The 19830-nt window shown below is 70.5% G+C and carries 14 protein-coding genes and 1 pseudogene; 3 read left to right on the top strand and 12 right to left on the bottom strand.

Translation table 11 applies throughout. From position 1 onward, the window contains the following. Nucleotides 1-258: 258 nt before the first annotated feature. The 4 genes from fxsT to AC559T_RS01590 are packed head-to-tail and all read right to left on the bottom strand — an operon-like array spanning nucleotide 259 to nucleotide 8157. Nucleotides 259-4761, bottom strand: a complete 4503-nt coding sequence (gene fxsT / locus AC559T_RS01605; protein ID WP_498867488.1) for an FxSxx-COOH system tetratricopeptide repeat protein — start codon at nucleotides 4759-4761, stop codon at nucleotides 259-261. Continuing rightward, complete coding sequence (locus AC559T_RS01600; protein ID WP_498867487.1) at nucleotides 4761-5882, bottom strand: AAA family ATPase; 1122 nt, start codon at nucleotides 5880-5882, stop codon at nucleotides 4761-4763. The genes fxsT and AC559T_RS01600 overlap by 1 nt, the downstream gene beginning before the upstream one ends. Further along, on the bottom strand, nucleotides 5879-7399 hold the full coding sequence (locus AC559T_RS01595) for a VMAP-C domain-containing protein (RefSeq protein WP_498867486.1): 1521 nt from the start codon (nucleotides 7397-7399) through the stop codon (nucleotides 5879-5881). The genes AC559T_RS01600 and AC559T_RS01595 overlap by 4 nt, the downstream gene beginning before the upstream one ends. A 59-nt stretch (nucleotides 7400-7458) precedes the next feature. After that, nucleotides 7459-8157, bottom strand: coding sequence for an effector-associated domain 2-containing protein (locus tag AC559T_RS01590; RefSeq protein WP_498867485.1), 699 nt, complete (start codon nucleotides 8155-8157; stop codon nucleotides 7459-7461). Nucleotides 8158-8286: 129 nt separating this feature from the next. On the opposite strand from AC559T_RS01590, the gene AC559T_RS01585 reads away from it, so the two are divergent. Beyond that, complete coding sequence (locus tag AC559T_RS01585) at nucleotides 8287-8619, top strand: DoxX-related protein (protein ID WP_498867484.1); 333 nt, start codon at nucleotides 8287-8289, stop codon at nucleotides 8617-8619. 39 nt (nucleotides 8620-8658) lie between these two features. On the opposite strand, the gene AC559T_RS01580 is transcribed toward AC559T_RS01585, so the two are convergent. Then, nucleotides 8659-9627, bottom strand: a complete 969-nt coding sequence (locus AC559T_RS01580) for an LLM class flavin-dependent oxidoreductase (RefSeq protein WP_498867483.1) — start codon at nucleotides 9625-9627, stop codon at nucleotides 8659-8661. A 456-nt stretch (nucleotides 9628-10083) separates the two neighbouring features. On the opposite strand from AC559T_RS01580, the gene mdoC reads away from it, so the two are divergent. After that, a complete protein-coding gene (mdoC, locus tag AC559T_RS01575; protein WP_498867482.1) occupies nucleotides 10084-11520 on the top strand; it encodes a glucans biosynthesis protein MdoC in 1437 nt (478 codons plus the stop codon). A gap of 124 nt (nucleotides 11521-11644) precedes the next feature. Here the strand turns inward: mdoC and AC559T_RS01570 are convergent. The 6 genes and pseudogenes from AC559T_RS01570 to AC559T_RS01545 form a co-directional block, all read right to left on the bottom strand. After that, nucleotides 11645-12796 (bottom strand): annotated as a pseudogene (locus tag AC559T_RS01570) (acyltransferase family protein); the annotation flags it as partial. A gap of 138 nt (nucleotides 12797-12934) precedes the next feature. Next, nucleotides 12935-13120, bottom strand: a complete 186-nt coding sequence (locus tag AC559T_RS01565) for an SDR family NAD(P)-dependent oxidoreductase (RefSeq protein ID WP_235014911.1) — start codon at nucleotides 13118-13120, stop codon at nucleotides 12935-12937. Between the two features lie 74 nt (nucleotides 13121-13194). Beyond that, entirely contained in the window at nucleotides 13195-13962 is a 768-nt protein-coding gene (locus AC559T_RS01560; protein ID WP_498867481.1) for a hypothetical protein, read from the bottom strand. Nucleotides 13963-14275: 313 nt separating this feature from the next. Then, a complete protein-coding gene (locus tag AC559T_RS01555) occupies nucleotides 14276-15145 on the bottom strand; it encodes a universal stress protein (RefSeq protein WP_112108915.1) in 870 nt (289 codons plus the stop codon). 149 nt (nucleotides 15146-15294) lie between these two features. Further along, a complete protein-coding gene (locus AC559T_RS01550) occupies nucleotides 15295-16497 on the bottom strand; it encodes a sensor histidine kinase (RefSeq protein ID WP_112108916.1) in 1203 nt (400 codons plus the stop codon). A gap of 20 nt (nucleotides 16498-16517) precedes the next feature. Further along, nucleotides 16518-17177, bottom strand: a complete 660-nt coding sequence (locus tag AC559T_RS01545) for a response regulator transcription factor (protein ID WP_498867480.1) — start codon at nucleotides 17175-17177, stop codon at nucleotides 16518-16520. A 145-nt stretch (nucleotides 17178-17322) separates the two neighbouring features. Here AC559T_RS01545 and AC559T_RS01540 point away from each other — a divergent pair, with 145 nt between their 5' ends. Continuing rightward, complete coding sequence (locus AC559T_RS01540) at nucleotides 17323-18135, top strand: hypothetical protein (RefSeq protein ID WP_498867479.1); 813 nt, start codon at nucleotides 17323-17325, stop codon at nucleotides 18133-18135. A 110-nt stretch (nucleotides 18136-18245) separates the two neighbouring features. On the opposite strand, the gene AC559T_RS01535 is transcribed toward AC559T_RS01540, so the two are convergent. After that, the gene (locus tag AC559T_RS01535) at nucleotides 18246-19742 is read right to left on the bottom strand and encodes an MFS transporter (protein WP_498867478.1); all 1497 of its coding nucleotides are present in this window, start codon (nucleotides 19740-19742) and stop codon (nucleotides 18246-18248) included. Between the last annotated feature and the right edge of the window lie 88 nt (nucleotides 19743-19830).

The raw sequence follows: 19830 nt of genomic DNA, 5'->3' as shown, positions 1-19830 counted from the left end.
GCCCCGGGCGGGCGCGGGGCGGGGGGGGGGCCGGGGGGGTGGGGGCGCCCCCCGCCCCCCGACCGGCGCCGGTCGGCCTCGCCGGATGGCTGGGTGAGCTTCCCCCGAACGAGGACCCGGTCCGCGGCGCGGGGGCGGATACGTCGTCCGCCCCCGCGCCGAGGCCCGGCGACTCGTAGGAGGCAGTGCACTGATCGGCCCGCTACCGTGGGCACAACGAGCCGCTCGCACGCGTCGGCGTCTTGACCGACGCCCGTCTCACACGAACGGATCAATGTCGCAGTCGGCCCGGACGAAGCTGGCGGCGGCGCGGGTCGCCGGATGGCCCTTGCCCAGAGCCCTGTCGAGCTGCACGACGGTGTCGGCGAGGAGGTTCTCCGCCGGGCCGTCCTCGCCGAGGGCTCGCAGGTCCTGTGCCAGGTTGCTGGCACAGGCGAGGGTGGACGGATGGTTCTCGCCGAGGATGCGGCGGCTGCGTTCCAGCGTCGCCACGTCCATGTCGTGCGCGGTCTGGAACTCGCCGAGGGCGTAGCGGTCGCTGGCGAGATTCGTCGCCGCGATCATCGTGTGTGCGTGGTCCTCGCCGAGCCTGCTGCGAAGCCCATCCAGGCCGGTTCGGCTCAGCTCGGACGCGGTCTCCAGATCGCCGGCGAGCCGTGAGATGACACCGAGGTCCACCGTTGCGGCAAGCGTGTGTGGATGGGTGGCACCGAACGCGCGGTCGAAGCGCCTTCTGGTGGCCTCACACAGCTCGCGTGCCTCGGCCAGCTCCCCGGCGTGCCGGAGATCGATGGACAGGGCCAGCGCGGCACCGATCGTGCGCGGATAGTCCTTGCTGTAGCGCCGCAGGGAGCGACGTTCCACGTCCCGGGAGAGCTCGAGGGCGCTGTCGTGGTCACCGGATTTCCGGCGCGCGATCGCGAGGAGTCCCGACACCCGGAGCAGCTCGGGATGGTCCTCGATGTTCTTCACCAGCCGGCGGACGCGTTCCACCACGTCTTCGAGCCGGATGCGTACCCCCTGGTAGTCGCCGAGTTCACGTTCGTCCACGAGAAGGTTGCTGTAGGTGCGGAGGCTTTCGATGTTGTCCTCGCCGACCAGCTGTACGCGGCGTTCCCAGGTTTCCTGGTCGAGTTCCTTGGCTTCCTGGAATCTGCCGAGGAGCCGCAGGCCGAGCCCCACGTTGTGGGCCGCGTCGAGGGTGACCGTGTCACCCGGCCCGTAAGCGCGCACGGCGCGCCGGTGCCGCTCGCGCGCGAATCTTAGCGAGTCCTCGAAATCGCCGGCGACCACCCGGTCCGCGCCGACGTTTCCCAGCGCCTCGAGGGTCTCGGTGTGGTTGTCGCCGTGGACCTGCTCGCACAGTTCCAGCAGCCGCTTGTTGACCCGGGCGGCCTCCGCGAAGCGGCCGCTGATGTAACTGACCCAGCCGACCCAGCCGGCCATGGTGATGCTGTGCGGATCCTCCTCGCCAAGATCCGGGCTGCCGGTCCAGGCGTCGTACGTCTGCTGTGCGAGCGTGAGGCTTCCCTCGTGGTCACCCCACCGGAACAGGTATTCCACCTCGTGCACGAGCAGGTCGCGGACGAAGGGGTCACGGCTGCCGATGGCCTCGGACGCGATGACGTGCGGATAGAGCTCGGAGTACTGCTCCCAGTTCTCCGGGTTGCTGGGCTCGTCCGGATCGTTGGCGGCGAGCAGCAGATGGGCGCCGTGCCGCATCGTCTCCCGCTCGTCGGGGGTCATCCGACCGCGCAGCACGGTCTGCACCAGGCGGTGCATCTGGATCGAGTTCGTCCGGTGGTCGACCCGGGCGAGCGCGTACCGGGTGATCTCCCGGATGGCCATGTTCAGCTTGAAGGGGTCGCGCAGGGCCGCGTCCAGCTCCGGCATGATCATAATGTTGCGCCCGCGCCGGAAGACCTGCCGTGGAATCGGTTCCGGCGCGAAGAAGGAACACACCTGGAGGAGCCTCAGCGCCGCCGGGTTGCGGTCCGCGAGACGATCCAGGGACAGGTTCCACGCGGCCTGAACGGGGAGCTCGTAGTCCATCGGGGGAGAGGTGCCGAGCAGCTCGTCCCTTTTCTCCTGGAAGAGGGTGAGGTACTCGTCGGCGCTCATTCCCGTCTCGGCGCGCCAGGTGGCCGCCTGCTCCACCGCGAGAGGAAGATCTCCGAGCGCCCGGGCGAGGCGGCCGGCGTCGTGGTCGGTGAGGTCCGTGTCGCGCTTCTGGAGGAGCTCCACGCTCTCCTCCCGGCTGAAGACGTCCACCTCCAGAGGGCGTGCGATACTGGACCACTGCGCGTTTCGCGACGTCACCAGGATCTTTCCGTTTCCGCCCTGTGGGAAGTATTCTCGAACGACGCGGGGATCCTCCGCGTTGTCGAAAACGAGGAGCCAGTTGTCGTAGGGGACGCCGATCCGCAGGGCCTCCCGCACCGCCGGAACGGCCGTGTTCGCCTCCCCGCCGACCGCCAGGCCAAGGCGTTGGGCGAGTTCCGCCAACGCCTTGCCGATCTGTGTGGAATGTTCGGCCGGTATCCACCACACGATGTCGTAGTCGGCCTGGTGCCGGTATACGTACTCCACCGCGAGCTGGGATTTACCCACCCCGCCCATTCCGTGCAGAGCTTCCGGCAGTACCGCGGTGGTGCCGTGGCCGAGCCTCGTGTGAAGCTCGCGGAGAAGTCCGTTGCGCCCGGTGAAATACGGGTTTCGCTGGGGGACGTTTCCGAACACCACCGGGTGCTGGCGCGCCTGCTGCTGCTTCGCCGTTGAGGTCTCGGTGGTCGAGGTCAAAACATCTCCTTTCAGATGTGTCCGGTTACCCCCTAGCTGGCTATCCCCTAGGCGGTCTGGGTCGTCGCCGTCCGTCGGCGCGCGGGGTGGCGGCGGAACGGAGATCTCGTCGCCGCTGTCGGTGTCTGACGCAGCGCTAATATCGGCTGTCACCGAGGGCATGTTACTAACTACTGCCGGTGACTGGGTGGATGTGAGGATGTGCTGCTTGTCCGCCGCTGCCACAAAATGCTCCTGAATACGGCGTGCTCGCGCCAGGAACGGACCGGACAAGGCGGACAACGCTGTCTCCTCCACCGCGAGGAAAGGCGCACTGGCGGGCGTCACCTCAGGAATCGGCGCCGATCCGGGCGAATCTATCGCCTGTCGAAGATGCCGAACCATCGCGATGTCGGGTCCCAGATGGTCACAGACAGCCTTCAGCACGCGGATGGTGTCGCGCTGACGGCCGAACGCGAGCAGGTTGGCACGAACTCCGGGGAGAAAGTCGAGGACTATCTCCGCCTCGGCCCCCGGCACGTGCCCGGTGGCCGCCGCGGCGGACGGGCCCGTCCGGGCGAGGAGCCCGTGCATGAACAGCTCGGAGAGTTCTCGCCGGTCGGCACCAGGGGTCATCGCGATCACCTGATCGATCATTGACCAGGTGAGCGGTGCGGCGGCCAGATGCGTCGCCAGGTCGAATGCTGGTGAGGTGGCGGCATTGTGGAATGCCGCCACCTGCTGCCAGCCGGCATCGTCGGTGGAGTTCCGGCGTGTCGCGTCGGTATCCGCGGTCTCCGCCGGGACAACCGTGCGGGTGACCGGTGGAACGAGCATGACCGGCAGCTCGGTTCGGCCGTCAGCCCGGCCCGCCAGCGCCCGCGCCCACTTTTCCACAGCATGGCGACTCTGTTCCAGAACAGGGATCGGGCGTGCGTGTTCTATATCGACGTCCAGCGCGAACAGCCTCTTGTCCCAGGACTGGCGGAAGGACCACGACATTCCCGAGGCGGGCGCCGGGCCAAGCCTCGCCGAACCAAGCATGGGATATGAACGGATGTTCGTGTTGTGCCACATGCGCCGATTGATCGGCGTCAGCACGGCGGTGTTCGCCTTCCCGGCCCATCGCCACAGAAGCGAGAACACGGTGTGCGAACGCCATGCCCTGCCCAGGGTGTCCGAGTAGATCCAGACAACGTGGTCGCGGCCGGGCCGTACCAGAAGGTCGGGCGACCGCGTGCCGGTGAAAGTGCGCGATCCACGCAGCCGCAGCTCAGCGGCCGTCTCGACGTCTGTGTCGACATAACAATGGTCCACGTCACGAAAAACCCCGCAGCGCTCGAGCGCTGCGACCAGCCGCGCCGCCTCGTCGCGCCACGCGTGCATCGAGGTGCTCGTGTCGATGACGAGGGTCATGTCCCATCGCCGTTCGAGCCGTGCGCGGTGAACAGGCATGGCGAGCGCCTCACCCGCGAGCCGCTCAGCGGTGGCCTCCTCGTCGAGATCTACGTTGATCGCCGACGACACAGTCTGCCGGAGGCTTGCCAGGGCTCGGGCCATACCTCGAGCCGTCTCACTCAGCGTGACTGGTGTATAGGCTCCGGCCGTGGTGGTCTGGACGCCGGCGACCTCGTGCCGGGCGGGAGTGGAAACTTCTGCGAACGTGGCCACCGAGGGCTGCATATCCACGTTCCGTGGTGCTCTGGCTGGAACCATCCCGTCAGAGGCGCGGGGGAGGGCGCCGGTGCCCGGCGCTTCCGCCGGTCTCTCACCCGCCTCCGGATGGCTCCGGTAGTCATCGGCGATGACCTCGGTGGCGGCCGGTTCAGCCGGGCCGGCCCACGTCGGCTGGACGTCGCCGTGTGCGTCCACGGTGCTCTCCGGGACGCTCGGCTCCGGCTCCAGGAACGCGGAAAGCCAGACCGCATCCGCGATCTCGCGAGGAGACGCGCGAACCTGCGCCGACACCGGCTCGGGGGCCATCAGAACCCGGCATCCGGATCGAGGCGTCGCCAGATCGCGTCCAGGAGTTCGCCGCGGGCCCGATCGTCCGCGGGCAGGGCGCCGACCGCCGTCAGATGCACCGCGTTGAGCAGCTGGTCGGCGGCCAGCAGCGCTCCGGAAGCCCGCCTGGCCACGAAATTCTCGAGGATCTCATGGTGCTCGGCCGAACCCCGGGGGAAGTGCGCCGCGACCAGGGCGGCGAGATTCTCGGCCGACGGGCTGGGTATCTCCATCCGAACGCATCGGCGTAGGAAGGCGGGCGGGAACTCGCGCTCTCCGTTACTGGTGATCACGATGATCGGAAAGGCCCGGCACCGCACCACACCGTTGCGGATCTTCGCCGTCCGGCCGCGGTCGGCGGTGTTCACCGCTACCTCGCTCTGTGCCTCGCGGATTCTCGTGAGCTCGGGAATGTCGAACTCGCCGTCCTCGATGATGTTCAGGAGGTCGTTCGGGAGGTCGAAGTCGCTCTTGTCCATCTCGTCCACCAGGAGGACGCGCGGGAGAGGTCGCGGAAGTAGCGCCGTGCCGAGCGGCGCGAGCTGGATGAAGTCACCTACCGGGGGCGCCGCGGATCCCCCGGGCCGGGCGCGGCCGGTGTCCGCCCCGTCCTCCCGGAGCGCGCGCGTGTGGCGGCGGATCGGCGGATCGGCGGACCGGACCTGCAGCGTCGCCTGCGCGCGGCCCATCGCGTCGTACTCGTAGAGGCCGGAGCGGAGTGTCGTCCGGCTGGTGACGGGCCATCGCAGCACACGACCCAGCCCGAGCTCGGCGGAGATCATGTAGGCGAGACTCGATTTTCCGGAACCGGGTCCGCCGGTGACGAGGAGTGGGCGCCGGAGATATATCGCCGAATTGATCACCGAGATCTGGTCCGCGGTGAACAGACCAGCCGGGATCACGCCCAGCCGCCGTCGGGTCTCGGCGGCGTCGTCGGGCGGCGCCGGAGCCTCGGGACCGCCGTTGAACTCCCGCCACGGTGGCGCCGGCGGCCAGCGCGTGTGAAGCGCGGCCACGTCCGCCGGTTCCCCCGTGCCGTGGAAAAGCCACCAGCTCTCCGACTGCCGGCCTCGTGCGGTGCCCCCACCGTCGCTGTTCACTGCTGCACCTCTCCTCCGACGGAGAGGGAATCGTCTGGACCCCTCTCCGGCCGCCGGTTCGGGTCATCCCATAAAATAACGAGATTGTGCCCGAGATGATCGCCTTTTGAAACTTCCGAGCGTGCGGCGTCGAGTCGGAGCCGGTGGGTACGCGCTCGGAGATCGGCCGGGCCGCCGAGATCGACGAACTCCTTCACCGCGTCGGAAACCGTCGGGGCCGCGGTGCCGTCACGGTGCCACAGAATCACGGGCAGGCCACAGCGCAGGACGATCTCCAGCTCGGCCGCGGTGGCGCGGGCCGGCGCAGGAGCGCCGCTGAGGACCGCGGCCACCAGGTTCTCGTCGGAGAGAAGGTCGGCATCGAGCCTCTGGATGTAGCCGTCTCCGTCGTCCCTGATCTGCCACGTGCTCGCCGAATCCTGCTTCTCGTGCAGCGTCCGCCACCGTATGCGCCACGCCCGCCGCCAGTGCGGGTTGTGTACCCGCTCCAGGCTTCGCACCACGACGGGATAGTCGCAACCGAGCTGCTTCGGCAGGACCGAACCGCTCTCCTTCGGCCAGCGTTCGACGGGAAGGTGCATCAGATCGATGGGGAGGACGAATTCAAGAATTATCTGGTCCTCCCGCTCCGAGAGGAGAGCCTCGGTGTCGGTCACGACTTTTTCGGTTAACATCTCCAGGTCGCCCGGCGGGACGGGAACGAATCGGGCACCTCGTTCGAAAACCGCCGACTCCTCGTCCCATTGTCGCCACCAGGAGACCAGGTGCGTCGACGGGTCCAGGTGGTCCAGCTCAAACTGCAGAATGACATGCACATTCTGCCGTGCCGCGGTGGCGCGGGCACCTCTCCGGAGCCGTGTGTCGTTGAGTCTGCCGGTCAGCCCCAGCTCGTAGGCGCGGCGTTGGTTCCAGTGCTCGACCATGGCGCGGGTCCCGGGTGAGAGCTGGTCGAGAATGCCTTCGAGATAGGAGATGTAGACCGGCAGCCCGTCCGGGCCGGCGTTGCGGCCGGCGAGATGCAGCAGTACCAGCCAGCCGTTGGAGCAGTGTGCCGGCGGGAGCGACAGCCCCGCCTGGGGTGAGAGCCGGCAGGCGGCGACGGCCGCGGCCCGGGTCGTCGCCGTGAGCTCGGATCTGAGCCTGGCCCACAGATCCTCTCCCGCGTCGACGGCTGTGGGTGCGGCATCCCACTCGTCGTGGAGGCAGGTGAGCGGGACGGTGACCGCGGGGCCGAGCCCGAACACACGGGCGACGGCGATGATGGCCCGGATGCCGGCCGGCGTGCCGCAGCACGCCTCGACGAACCCTATGAACCACTGGCGGGAGCTGGGGTACTCGGCAATCGGGATCGCGACGCCGGAATGCCGTTCGACCTGGGAGAGAAGAAGGCGACGGCTGCTGTCGCCGTGTAGTTCGCGACAGCCGTGCAGTATTCCTGCGATACGGTCCTCCAGCTCCGAGCGAATGACCGCGATAGCAGCGGTCGCGGCGGTGTCGAAGGGTGCCGATGCTGTCATCGTGTACCCTTAGCGACCGGACGGACGGAAGGCGCCCGGTGACCGCCGTTCCGCGTGGTTCACGGGCGTCCGTTGCGCAGGAAACGGTTACCGGGAAAGCGGCGGTGCGCCTCGGTGAGAACGCGTCGTCGCCCGTCGGTAAGTATTCCGTCGGCGAGTAGGCGACTGACCTCCCGCCAGAACTCCTCTGACGTGAGCCCGTCCGGATTCGGCTGTTTGTCGATCGGCAGGCCGGCATCCGTCAGAACCTGTCGCTGCGCGACGGCCGTGTGGAAGGCGGCCGCTAGTGCGGCGCATTCCTGCCCGGTCAGCGCCTCGTCGTCCCGGCCCGGCGTGAGGTCTCCGCCCGAGAGGGCCTCCGCGCGGTGCGACGGTGCCCGTGCGGGCGAGCCGTGCCCGTTTCCAGCGGTCGGACCCGCGGCGGATCTCGCTGTCTCCCAACAGTCCACCAGGTTCTGTACGGACCGGGCGGTGACGGAAGCCGGCTCCAGGACACAGAGCGCCTGGGCAAGTGCTCGTGGACCCTTGGGGTGTGCGCAGCAGGCGTCGACGAAACCTATGAACCACTGCCTGCGGTAGGGGGCGTCCGGTACCTGCAGTTGGACTCCGAGCCGCCTCTCGGTCCTGCTGACCAGCAGCCGCCGGCTGGTTTCCGCGGCCAGAGTCGGAGCCAGATCGAGCAGGTCGACGATGCCCTGCTCGATCTCGACGCATGATTGTCCGTACGGGCCGGCGGTGGATGCCGCCCCGTCCGGCACCTGATCTTTTGATCCGTCGGACGCCATAATCGCCCCCGATCGCGTCCCGAACGCCAGAATTCGGAGAATATCAGTAGCGGGACGGCGGGGCGAATCTTCTGCGGTCTTTACCGCAGGCGGCGCGAACGGATGGGTGCTGTCCACTTCTCGGGGCGGAAGACCTGTGGGCTGCCGGTGCCGCGCCGCATGTCCGGCGCCGTGATGGTTCGATACACCAGTGACGCTTTCGCAGTCCGTCCGGCCGGGCTGCTCACGAAGGCGTCCTGGGCCGGGCCGGCCAGCGCCGCCCTGCTCGTCGGCGTATGGCCGGGGAACCTGCAGATGGCGCTGGACGCCACCGCCCGGGCTCGCCGTGGCGGCGGCCGGCCCCGTGACCTCGCCCTCGCCGCCGGCGCGTGGGCGCGTATGCCGCTGCGGATCCCGATGATCCGCGCGGCCCTCGCCGCCCGCCGCGCCGGGTGACGTCCGGGACGTCCTTTCACCGCACCGCGGTGTGCGGCCTCAGCGCGCGGCCTCATCCCCAGCCCGGGCGGCCGCCTGCTCGTTCCCGTGCGCGCGTAGCGGGGGGATCACCTCGTCGAGCAGACGGTGGACTATGCGGTCGGGGTCGCCGGTGCCTGGCGCGGGCATGAAGATGAAGTGCCGGGCACCGGCGTCGACGAAGTCGCGGAGCTTGCTGGTGACCTCCTCCGCCGTCCCGGCCGCCGCCACGCTGTCGACCATGGTCTTGAAGTCCTGGTTGTAGGTGCCGCCCATCGTGCGCGCGGCCTCCTCGCGTGCTCGGTCGCCGTCGGGATCGACGTTGACGAACACGAACGCGTACCACTCGAATCCGCTCAGATCACGTCCGGCGTCGGCCGCGGCCTGACGGATGGTCCGCGCCGAGGCCGCGTAGCGGCGGGGCGAGTACAGGTAGGGCATCCAGCCGTCACCGAGCAGCGCGGCGCGGCGCATCGCCGGCTCCTTCCGGCCGGCGACGATGACGGGCGGGCCGCCGGGCTGGGCCGGCGCCGGGTGGATCCGGACGTCCGTCATCGGGTAGAACGGCCCGTCGTGGGAGATCGTCTGGGCTGTCCAGAGCCGCCGGAGCAGGCCGATGGCCTCGTCGGTGCGCCGCCCGCGTTCCCGGACCGGAACCTGGCAGGCGCTGAACTCCTGCGGGTACTCGCCGCCGATGCCCACGCCGAGGACGAGCCGCCCGCCGGTGGCCCGGTCCAGGTCGGCGACCTGCTTGGCCACGATCGCCGGTGCGTACAGCGGCAGGAGCAGGATCGACGTCCCGATGCGTACCCGTTCGGTCACCGCTGACAGGCGGGCCAGGCTCATCATCGCCTCGCCCGACGGGTTCCGGGAGGCGACGTGCCCGCCCGTCCACAGCGAGTCGATCGGCAGGTCCTCCAGCGCGGCGGCCCGTTTCAGATCGGCCCCGGCGACGAACCCGACCGAGATCACGCCGTCCTGTGCGGCCATCCGAACACCTCCGCGGCTCGCGCCGCCCCCGCCGCGCGCACTGGCGGGAGTCGGCTGGCCGAGCGTGCGGCAGACCGCCCGCCGCAGGCAACCGACCCGAGCGCGCGGCCCGCCGCCCGCGACCTCGGCACGGTATGAATTTCATGCCGGGAAGCGCGCATGGTGAACCCCTTTTGTTCTCGCGGTCACAAGGCCCTCCGGCTGTTTCCGGCAGCCCGTTCGTAGGAATTCTGCGGTAGCTCCGTCCCGGCCCTCCGGCTCGATGGTCTGGCGCGGCTCAGCCTTTTACTGATGGTGTCTCATCTCATCCCGGGAACCGCCTGCAAGTGACGTGGCGCGACATTGGTCGACACGTTCCGAAGCGTAGTATTTCGCGAGCCCTTGCGCTTCCTCCCGACGTCATCCGGCGCCGGGAAAGCGTGTATCCGTCGGCCGGAAACGGGAAGGAAGGGACTCGTGGGGGAGCGGGAGGCAGTACCCGCCGCGGGAGCATCCACCGCGGGCGTGCGCTACCACCACCTGGACGCGCTGCGCGGTGTCATCATGCTGATCGGCGTCTTCGTCCACGTGGCCACGCTCGGGGACGACCCCGTCTTCGACGGGATAGCGCGGGCCTCCGGCCTCTTCCGGATGGAGGCATTCTTCGTCATCTCGGGTTTTCTCTCCGCGATGCTCACCGCGAAATACGGGCCCGGGCTCGCCCTCCGGCGCAGGCTGGCGGCGGTGGGCGTGCCGCTGGCGGCGACGCTCGTGCTGTTCAACCCGCCGACACTGTGGCTGATCTCCCGCTTCCACAACCGTAGCGACATCTCGTTCGCCGACTTCCTGCGAGCCTGCATGGCTCCCGCGTTCGAAGGCCGGTTGAACTGGTACCTGCACCTGTGGTTCCTGCTGGTGCTCCTCGGGTACGCGCTCCTCACACCCGCGGCGGTGAAGCTGCTGAGCAGGTTCGTCTCCACCCGGTGCTATCAACAGGCCACCGCGGGGCGGCTCCGTGCCATGACGGCGATCACGCTTCTCGTGCTGGGCACGATGGCGGCCGGCAGGATCGGCTGGGGCGAGGCCATCCGGCCCGTCATCGGGTCGGGATTTCATACGGACCTGGTCCGCCGCACCCTGGAGTTCCTGCCGTTCTTCCTACTCGGTCTCCTGCTGTTTCTGGACAGGGGGCGGCTCGTGCCGTCATTCCAGCGGCCCGCGCCGGTTCTTCTCTCGGTGTCGGGGCTCGTCCTGCTGGCGTCGTGGCACGGGTGGGTGGACACGCTCGCGATGGGCACCGGCCGGGTGCTGGCCGAGACGATGTTCGCCATTCCGGTGATCGCGACGATTTTCGCCGCGGCCAGTCGGTGGGGGGCGCGCCCGAGTCCCGCCCTGCGTTATCTGGCGGAAGCCTCGTACTCGGTCTACCTACTGCATTTCTTCTGGATCTACGTGTTCGCGACCCTGCTCGGTTTCGATCCCGGTCTCGGCTCGGCACGGATGCTGCTGCTGGTCGTCGCCACCTACGCGGCCACCTTCGCGACCCACCATCTCGTGATTCTCCGGTTCCCGCTCCTCCGGCGAATCTTCAACGGCAGGTTCCCGTCGAAGGCCCGCCCCGGGTCGGAGCCGCCCGTGGCCGTGCCGGCGGCTCCGCCCGTGGCGGTACCGGCGGCTCCGCCGGTTCTCACCTCGACGCGTGGCGGGTGCGCCGCTGGTCGGGCACGGCCGCGGGCCGGGAGCGCCTCAGAGGATCCGAGCCAGGCGGGCTCGCCGGCCCAGCCGACACGGGCATCCCCGGCACCGCGCTGTACGTCCGGTGCCCGCCCGGCGCGGCACCCGCGGCGGCGCCCGGCACCGAGCCCATCGGGGACGGTGAGCCCATCGGGGACGCCGAGTCCGCCGGGCGCGTAGGCCGTCCCCCGGGGCGTGCCGCGGGCCGGGAGAGGAACCCTCCCAGCCAGGACGGCGCCGCCGCCGACTTGAGGGCGAGCGCGGGCGATTCGACGAGGTGCCAGCTGGCGACCGCGACCGCCCCGGAGAGGCCGATCGAGGCGACGATGTTGACGGTGACGTTGTCGTCGCCGACGCCGAGCTCGAGCAGGAGGAGCTGCAACGGCCACGAGTAGACGTAGATGCCGTAGGAGAGGTCCCGCCGGCTCCCGACCCGCATGAGACGACGTCCGGTGCCCGCCCATAGCAGGAAGTAGGCCAGCGGCGCGGGCGCGAGGGGCAGGTAGGCGGCGGGAGCCGCGAGGGCGATGGCGAGCAGGCAGCAGCTCGCGGCGAGCAGCGGCCGGTTCAGCGGGATGCGGTCGGCGTAGAGGAACATCACCGCGCCGACGAGGAACATCGAGGCGAAGCGGAGCGCGTAGGCGTCGGCGAGGCGGTCCGCGCCGGAGACGGCGTCCGCGGCGGCGAGCACCCAGCAGGCGACGGCCAGGCCGAGGACGGCTGCCCGGCGCCGGCGCAGCAGCCCCACCGCCCCGAGGATCCCGATCATCAGGTAGCACAGCGCCTCGAAGAAGAGGGTGTGCAGGGAGCCGTCGAGCGCGCCGCCGCCGTTGAGGTCGCCGATGTTGAACTGGTGCATCCGCAACAGGGCGTTGGCTGCGACGTAGGTCAGCGCCGAGTCGGCGCCCGTCCAGGGATAGCCGGCGAGGGTGTCCCGTTCGAGTAGCCACAGCAGCGGTCCGAGGATCACCGCGGTCACGGCGAGGCAGACCCAGAAGCCGGGCAGGATCCGCAGCAGGCGGTGCCACAGGAAACGTCCGGTCGAGCGGGCCCGCTGCCGGCTCCGAGTGATCAGGAAGCCGCTGAGCAGGAAGAATCCGTCCACGGCGATCTCGCCCGCCTCCGGCCCGCCGGTCAGCTTCCCGAGCGGGTCGTCCTCGTCCCGGACGAACCCCCAGGAGTGCGACACCAGCACGGTCGCCGCCAGGACGAGCCTGAGCGCGTTGAGGTTGTTGTGCCGCGGATCGAACGCCTGGCCCAGGGTCCGTGCGCCGGGCGTCGCCAGCCATCCCCACGGTCCCTGCGGCGCCCAGGGCCATCCGTGCCGCTTCCTGCGGTGGCGCGGACCTTCGGGACGGCCCGGGGCGCGGGCCGAGCTGGCGTGCGTCACGTCTGGTGTCCTCTCGAGGCCTCGGCCCAGCCGCGCCCGTGGACGGCGTTCCCGACGCCACCGCATCCAGAGGACTACCCTCCGCACCCATCTCGGGCAGGCGTCGCACGCGCGGGTGCGGCCATCTCCGTCAGAGGTACGCCTACCCCCGGACCAGCCCCCCACAAAAGGCGCGACTGTCCGATCCGACACAGCCGTCGCTGCTCAGGGCGCCTGAGGCGCCGCCGCCCGAGTTGCCGGAGGCACGGCTGTCCCGGTCGTCTCACCAGGACACTCGACGGCGGTCCGCTCGCCCGCCGCCGGGTCCCGCGACCCGACCAGGACGTCGTGGCCGCGCGCGGCGAGCTGGCGGGCGATCTCCCGGCCGAGGCCACGATTGGCCCCGGTCACCAGCGCCAGCGGCCGCCGCTCGGCTGTCTTCCGCCAGGTGGTGGCCGCGAAGCGGCGCGACGTTGCCAGGAAGGTCAGTAGCGCCAGGTAACGCTGCCGGGGCCGGGGTCGTCGAACCGGATGACGCCAAACTCCTCGGTGACGTCGAAGACGAGCGTTGTCGTGACGGTGGTGCCAGCGGAGAGCGGTCCGGTGGGGAACATCGCCTCCGAGAAAAGCGGGCAGGCTATTGTGTTGTCCGGCCCCACCGCGGAGAACATGAACCAGTCCGGCGCAACGTAGTCTCCGGTCACCTCGGCAGAGACATCCGCGACGAGATAGACGCCATTTTTTGGCTTCGGCGGGTATTCACTGCCTGGTGCGGTGGGCTGTTCACGCACATTCTCGACCGTGAGCGTGATAGCTGTGGGCTGCTCGCAGCCCAGTATCTTGTACTGGACGACGACAGTGTCACCCGCGGCAACAACGGGGTCGATCCCGTCCGGTGAACGCTGAGCCGCCTCGGTTCCCGGACTCGCCGGGCCAGCGGATTCAGGGCAGTCGGCCGGACTGGCGACGCCCACACCACCCGCCGACAGATCCACGCTCGGTCCGTAATTCTCTTCATCCGTGAACGGAGCGTTTAGCTCGCGGACGACGTCATGGGCCACTTCATCGCTGTCGGTGCCGCCGCGGACCACCGCGACCGTACTCAACGCGACGGCGACACCGGACAGGACCGCGACGGCGACCAGCAGCCAGCCCTGCCATCGCGGCGACGACGAGGGCTGCGGCGGCGGTGGATACCAGCCGTAGGCGGGCCACGGAGCGACTGGAACATGGAGTGGAGTTCCCGTCGGCATCGCGCCAGGTGCGGGCACCCCCCACCCCGCCGCCTGGTCCGCCGGGGAACTGCCAGATCCGGGGGCTGGGTTCTCAGTTGGTCGCGAGTCCTCCGCCGATGAAGAGGGCGATGGCGACCCATGCGCGGGAGGTATGGCCGCGGACGGGGAAGCGGCCTCCGGTCGTTCTCCTGATGGTTTCCCGCCGTCTTCCGCCACGCCCCGCCCTTCGCCCTGGATCCTCGGATCTCCGAACACCCGGCTGGTTGAACGGCTCACGCTAGCGGATTGAATGATAATCCGCGCGGCACCGCCTCGCCGGGCCCGGATTGGTTCACTCCTCGTCGTGGACGACGGCGACGGGGCAGGCGGCGTGCAGGATGGACTGGTGGCTGACCGAGCCGAGCAGCAGGTCGGCGAAGCCGCCCCGGCCGCGGCGGCCGACCACCAGGAGCTGCGCGTCGGCGGCCTCGCGCAGCAGGGCCGAGGTGGGCGCCTCCGCGGTGACGACCGTGTCGACAACGACCTCGCTGGCGTGGTGCAGGCCCTTCGCCACGGTCTCGTCCAGCATCGTCTGCGCCCGTCGCAGCAGATCCGACTGCCCGCTTATGACCAGCCCGGGGTACAGCGGCTCGGTGCGGCCCACGGCGTGGACGACCCGCAGCGGGGCCTGGCGCAGGGCGGCGGCCCGGGCAGCCCAGCGCAGGGCGCCGACCGAGTTCCGTGAGCCGTCGACGCCGACCACCACCGGTCGCCGGTCGGGGCGGGGCGCCCGGTCGGTCGAGCCCCGGACGACGACGACGGGGATGCGGGCATGGTTGACCGCGCCCTGCGCGACCGAGCCCGCCAGCACCCGGTGCACCGGGCCGTGACCGTGCGACCCGACCACGACCATCTCGGCCCCGGTCCAGTTCTTCTCCAGCGCGACCAGCGGCGGTGCCTCGACGACCAGGCGGCTCACGTCGACGTCGCCCGCGCCGACGCGCTCGACGGCCTGCTCGAGCGCCTCGGTTGCCGCGGTCTCGAGGGTCTCGTGATCGGCCCGGACGACGCGGCGGAAAACCTCTCGCGGCAGCCCGTCGCTGCCCCACGCCAGCAGCGCGGTGACGGGCCGGGCGCGCAGCCGCGCCTCGCGTAACGCCCACCGCAGCGCGTCTTCCGAACCTGTTGAACCGTCCACGCCGACGAGAATTGTCCTGTCCACGTCCAGTACCGCCTGTCTTCATCGGTTGCCGGCCCGAAAGCGACCGCCTCGAATCTCGCATCGCGGGCGGAGACGGACATCGGCCGTCCGGCAGGCGGTTTTCGGTTCGTCGGCCAGGTCTCGCCGGGACCATAGGCCCGCGGTCCGGATCACGCACTTTCCCGGGTCGGTAGGAAGACGGCCATCTCCAGGCCGCCTTCGGGCCGGGACACGGCCCGGACCGAGCCGCCGTGGGCGCGGACGATCGAGGCGACAATCGACAGGCCGAGCCCGGCACCGGGCTGGGCGCCGGGCTCGGCCCCCCGCGATCCCCGCCCGGCCTGGCTGAACGGTTCGAAAAGGTCGACGGCCGAGGACGAAGGCACCGGGGGACCGGTGTTGGCGACCCACAGCACCGGATCCCTGCCGTCGCGCACCCATACCGTCCCGCCGCGTCGGTTGTACTTGATCGCGTTGTCGACCAGGTTGGAGACCATCCGCTCCAGCAGCACCCGGTCGCCCCACACGAGATCGGGCGGCCGAGCGGAACGGTCGTGGCCGGTACGCTCCCACCGCAGGTCCACCCCGGCCTCGGCGGCGACCGCCCGGTGCGTGTCGACGACCGTCTCGACGACCTCGTCAAGGCACACCACCTGGCGGACCGCGAGGCCACGGTCGCTGCGCGCCAGCACCAGCAGCCCTTCGATGAGTGCCTCGATGCGCACGTTCATCGTCAACAGGCGGGTGCCGAGCTCGCGCAACGCCGGTTCGGCCCCGGGCCGGCCCATCGCGACCTCGACGAGGGTGCGCTGAGCAGCCAGCGGGGTGCGCAGCTCGTGCGAAGCGTTGGCCACGAACCGGCGCTGGCTGTCGAAGGACGCGGCCAGCCGGTCGAGCATCTCGTCGAACGTGTCGGCGAGCTCGGTCAGCTCGTCGCGTGGCCCGCGCAACCGGATCCGCGCATCAAGATTGTCCGCCCCGAGCCGGCGGGCCGTCGCGACCACCGCCTGCACCGGGCGCAACGTCCGGTCGGCCACCACCCACCCCAGCAGCAAAGCCAGGATCAGCGTGGCCCCGATCGCCACCCCTGACTGCACCAGCAGGGTGTTCAGCACACCCCCGCGGTAGTTGCGGACGGCCCTGACCACGGTCAGCACACCGGTCTCCGGGCCCGAACCGGTCCCGACGGTGCCGGGCAGTCCGGGACCCGACTGTCCGGGCATCGTGACCGTTCCCTCGAAGACATGCGCGGCGGGAGCGGCGGCCGGCGGCAGCGCGGAGCGAACCAGGAGGTAGTTGACGGCCAGCAGCACCACGCCGCTGAGGAGAAACAGGCCACCGCACATCAGCGCGAGCCGGATCCTGACCGACATCGCGACCGGCCGGGGTCTCCTCAGCCCTTCATGCGGTACCCGACCCCGGCGACCGTCTCGATCAGCGGGGGCGGCCCCAGCTTGCGGCGCAACGTCATCACCGCCATCCGCACGGCGTTGGTGAAGGGGTCGACGTTGGAATCCCAAGCCTTCTCCAGGAGCTCCTCGGCGCCGACCACGGACCCGTCGGCCCGCATGAGGACCTCCAGGACGGCGAACTCCTTGCGGGAGAGCGGGACGAAACGGCCGTCCCGCGACACCTGGTGCCTCGGCACGTCCAACTCGACGCCGGCGCGGGTCAGGACCGGCGGCACCGCGGCACGGGCCCGTCGACCCAGTGCCTGAACCCGGGCGACGAGCTCGGCGAACGCGAACGGCTTGGTCAGATAGTCGTCGGCCCCCACCCCGAACCCGTGGACCCGGTCGGCGATGTCCCCGGCGGCGGTCAGCATGATGACCCGGGTGTCGCCGCCGGCGGCCACCACGGCCCGGCACACGTCGTCGCCGTGCACCGCGGGTAGATCCCGGTCGAGCACGATCACGTCGTAGGGATGGAGCGCGGCCAGTTCCAGGGCGCTGGCCCCGTCCCCGCAGGTGTCCACCGCCATGGCCCGCTGGCGGAGGCCCTCGGCGATGGCCTCGGCCAGCATCGCCTCGTCCTCGACCACCAGGATCCGCACGCGACCGCCTCTCCGCTCACGTCGATCATCGGCGGCGGGCCATAAAGAAAGCGTAAGAGGTGACACTTACGGAACCCAGATCGCCCGGTCACTAGATCTGGTCGTGGCCGGCGGATCCGCGGCGGCCATGACACGGAGGTGGCTCATGAGACGACGATGGTCCGCACGCGTTCTGATCGGGACGGCGATCGTGTTGGCGGTCGGTGCGAGCGGCACCGCGCTGGCGATGGCCGCCCAGCCCGCTGACCCGACCGAGCCCGGCACGTCGTCCGGTGCTCCCGCCCTCCCGCCGGACGACTCCTTCACCCGGTGCCTCGTGGCGAACGGGGCCCAGGTGCACACCGACCCGACGGTGGACGGCCGACGCTCGGTGCGGGTGACGCTCGACCCGGCGCACCAGTCTCCGGCGCTGGACACCTGCCAGCGGTTCGCACCCGCCCCCGGCACCATCGGCGGCGGCCCGGCCCCGATCCAGCCGTTGACCGCGGAACAGAACGCGACGGTGACGGAGTGTCTGCGGGCCGAGGGAGTGGCCTTCCCCGCTCCCGGGACCACCCAGGTGCTGGGCCTGCCGCCGGCGGACGAGCCGATCCCTCCGGGCTCCGCCCCCGCCGCCCCTGCTCCCGGCGCCGGCGCCGGGAGCGGCAGCGGTGCGGCACCGGCCCCCGGTTCCGGAGGCGGCCCCGTCCTGGTGCCCGGTCCGGTGGTCAGCGGAGGTCCGGTGGCCAGCGGAGGTCCGGGCGGGTACGGCGGCCTGGTGATCAGCAGGGAAGCGGGTGCCGGTGGCGAAGCGGCGCCTGGCGGACCCGGCGCGCCCGGCGACGCGCCTGACTCGAAGGTTCTCGGTGCGCTCGGCCGGTGCGCACAGGCCGCCGGCCTGCCCGGTCTCGCCCTGGAGACGCACTCGGCGGACAGGACCACCACAGTGGTGGCGATGGCGGTCGAGCCCCGCTCGTAGGCAGGACAGCGCTCCCCGGTCGCGTCAGGCGGGCGCGGCAGCCGTCGCCCGCCTGACGCGACCACGACCGGCGCCGGCCCGGCCCGGCCCGGCGATCCGGTGCCGGCAAGTCACAGCCCGGCGCTGGTGACCTCGGTGGTGTCCGGGACGCCGGGCCGGACGAGCAGCCCACAGAGGACGGCACCCGCGGCGAAGATCGCTGCCGACCAGGCGAAGGCGGTGGTGTAGCTGTGGACGGCGGCACGGGCGAGCAGGTCGGCGCCGGGTGCCCTGCCGCGGGCGTAGTCACTGGCGGCGGTGGCGGCGATGGTGCTGAGCACGGCGATGCCGATGGACCCGCCGATCTGCTGCGCGGTGTTGACGGTCGCCGAGGCCACCCCGGCGTCGTCGGGCTCGACACCCGCCGTGGCGGTGCTCATGGCCGGCGCCATCGCCAGCCCCAGCCCGACTCCGGCGATGACGAGGGCGGGCAGGATGTCGGCCAGGTAGGTGCTGTGGACCTCGAGCGTGGTGAGCCACAGCATGCCGCCCGCGGCGGTGAGCATGCCGAGGCCTATCAGCGGCCGTGGACCGACCCGGGGGAACAGGACACTGGTCGCCACGGTGGCGGTGATCATCACCGCGCCGACGATCGGGAGGAACGCCAGCCCGGTACGGATGGGCGAGAATCCGAGGTTCTGCTGGAGGTAGTAGGTCAGGAAGAGAAAGATCCCGAACACGCCGACGCCGACGACGAAGACCGTCAGGTAGGCGCCGGCGCGATTGCGGTCGAGCAGGACCCGCATCGGGAGCAGGGGATGCGTGACCTTTGTCTCCAGGGCCACGAACAGCGCCAGCAGTGCGGCTCCGGTGAGGAGCAGGGCCCAGGTGCCCGGAGCGGACCAGGAATGGGTCTGAGCGTTGGCGAAGCCGTAGACCAGGCTGAACAGGCCGGCGCAGACAGCAAGAGTACCGGGCAGGTCGAGGGCCGGATGTCCGTCGACGCTCTGGCGGCGAATCAGGCCGGCCGCACCGGCTATCGCCACCGCGGCGAAGACCAGGTTGACGTACAGGCACCAGCGCCAGTCGAGGTATTCGGTGAGGACTCCACCGAGCAGCAGGCCGACCGCACCGCCCGCGCCGGCGATCGCACCGTAGATGCCGAACGCCCGGGCGCGTTCCCGCGTTTCGGTGAAGGTCGTCGACAACAGGGACAGGCCGGCGGGCGCCAGCAGCGCGCCGAACATGCCCTGGCTGGCACGGGCGGCGACCAGCATGCCGAAATTGACGGCCGCCCCGCCGACGGCGGAGGCCGCGGCGAAGCCGGCCAACCCGGCCAGCAGGGCCATCCTGCGGCCGAACAGGTCGGCGATGCGCCCGCCGAGCAGCAGCAGGCTGCCGAACGCCAGCGCGTAAGCGGTTATGACCCACTGCCTCGCACCGTCGGAGAAACCCAGGTCGCGCTGGGCCGAGGGCATCGCGATGTTGACGATCGTCGTGTCGAGGATGACCATCAGCTGCGCGACCCCGAGAACAGCGAGGATCCACCAGCGCCGAGGATGATCAGGGTTGATCCCGTCGGTGGCCGCGGGCTCCTGGTGTGTTGTGCGGGAGTCGGTGAAGGTCATGGCGACCGCCCTGTCCTATGTGTCGTGCCCGTTCGGAACCCTGCTGACTCTCGGGGTGAGATGGGGCGGGACACCCGGGTGCCCGCGC

Origin of the sequence: Frankia sp. Hr75.2 (genome assembly GCF_949319125.1) — a bacterium.
GTDB classification, from domain to species: Bacteria; Actinomycetota; Actinomycetes; order Frankiales; family Frankiaceae; genus Parafrankia; species Parafrankia soli.
This window is presented reverse-complemented; position numbering and strand designations above follow the sequence as displayed.

Coding starts and splice junctions, on each gene's coding strand:
- AC559T_RS01560 (WP_498867481.1), bottom strand. CDS start 13,962: ATGCCGACGGGAACTCCACTCCATGTTCCAGTCGCTCCGTGGCCCGCC.
- AC559T_RS01585 (WP_498867484.1), top strand. CDS start 8,287: ATGGGTGCTGTCCACTTCTCGGGGCGGAAGACCTGTGGGCTGCCGGTG.
- AC559T_RS01550 (WP_112108916.1), bottom strand. CDS start 16,497: ATGTCGGTCAGGATCCGGCTCGCGCTGATGTGCGGTGGCCTGTTTCTC.
- AC559T_RS01535 (WP_498867478.1), bottom strand. CDS start 19,742: ATGACCTTCACCGACTCCCGCACAACACACCAGGAGCCCGCGGCCACC.
- AC559T_RS01595 (WP_498867486.1), bottom strand. CDS start 7,399: ATGACAGCATCGGCACCCTTCGACACCGCCGCGACCGCTGCTATCGCG.
- AC559T_RS01540 (WP_498867479.1), top strand. CDS start 17,323: ATGAGACGACGATGGTCCGCACGCGTTCTGATCGGGACGGCGATCGTG.
- fxsT (WP_498867488.1), bottom strand. CDS start 4,761: ATGGCCCCCGAGCCGGTGTCGGCGCAGGTTCGCGCGTCTCCTCGCGAG.
- AC559T_RS01580 (WP_498867483.1), bottom strand. CDS start 9,627: ATGGCCGCACAGGACGGCGTGATCTCGGTCGGGTTCGTCGCCGGGGCC.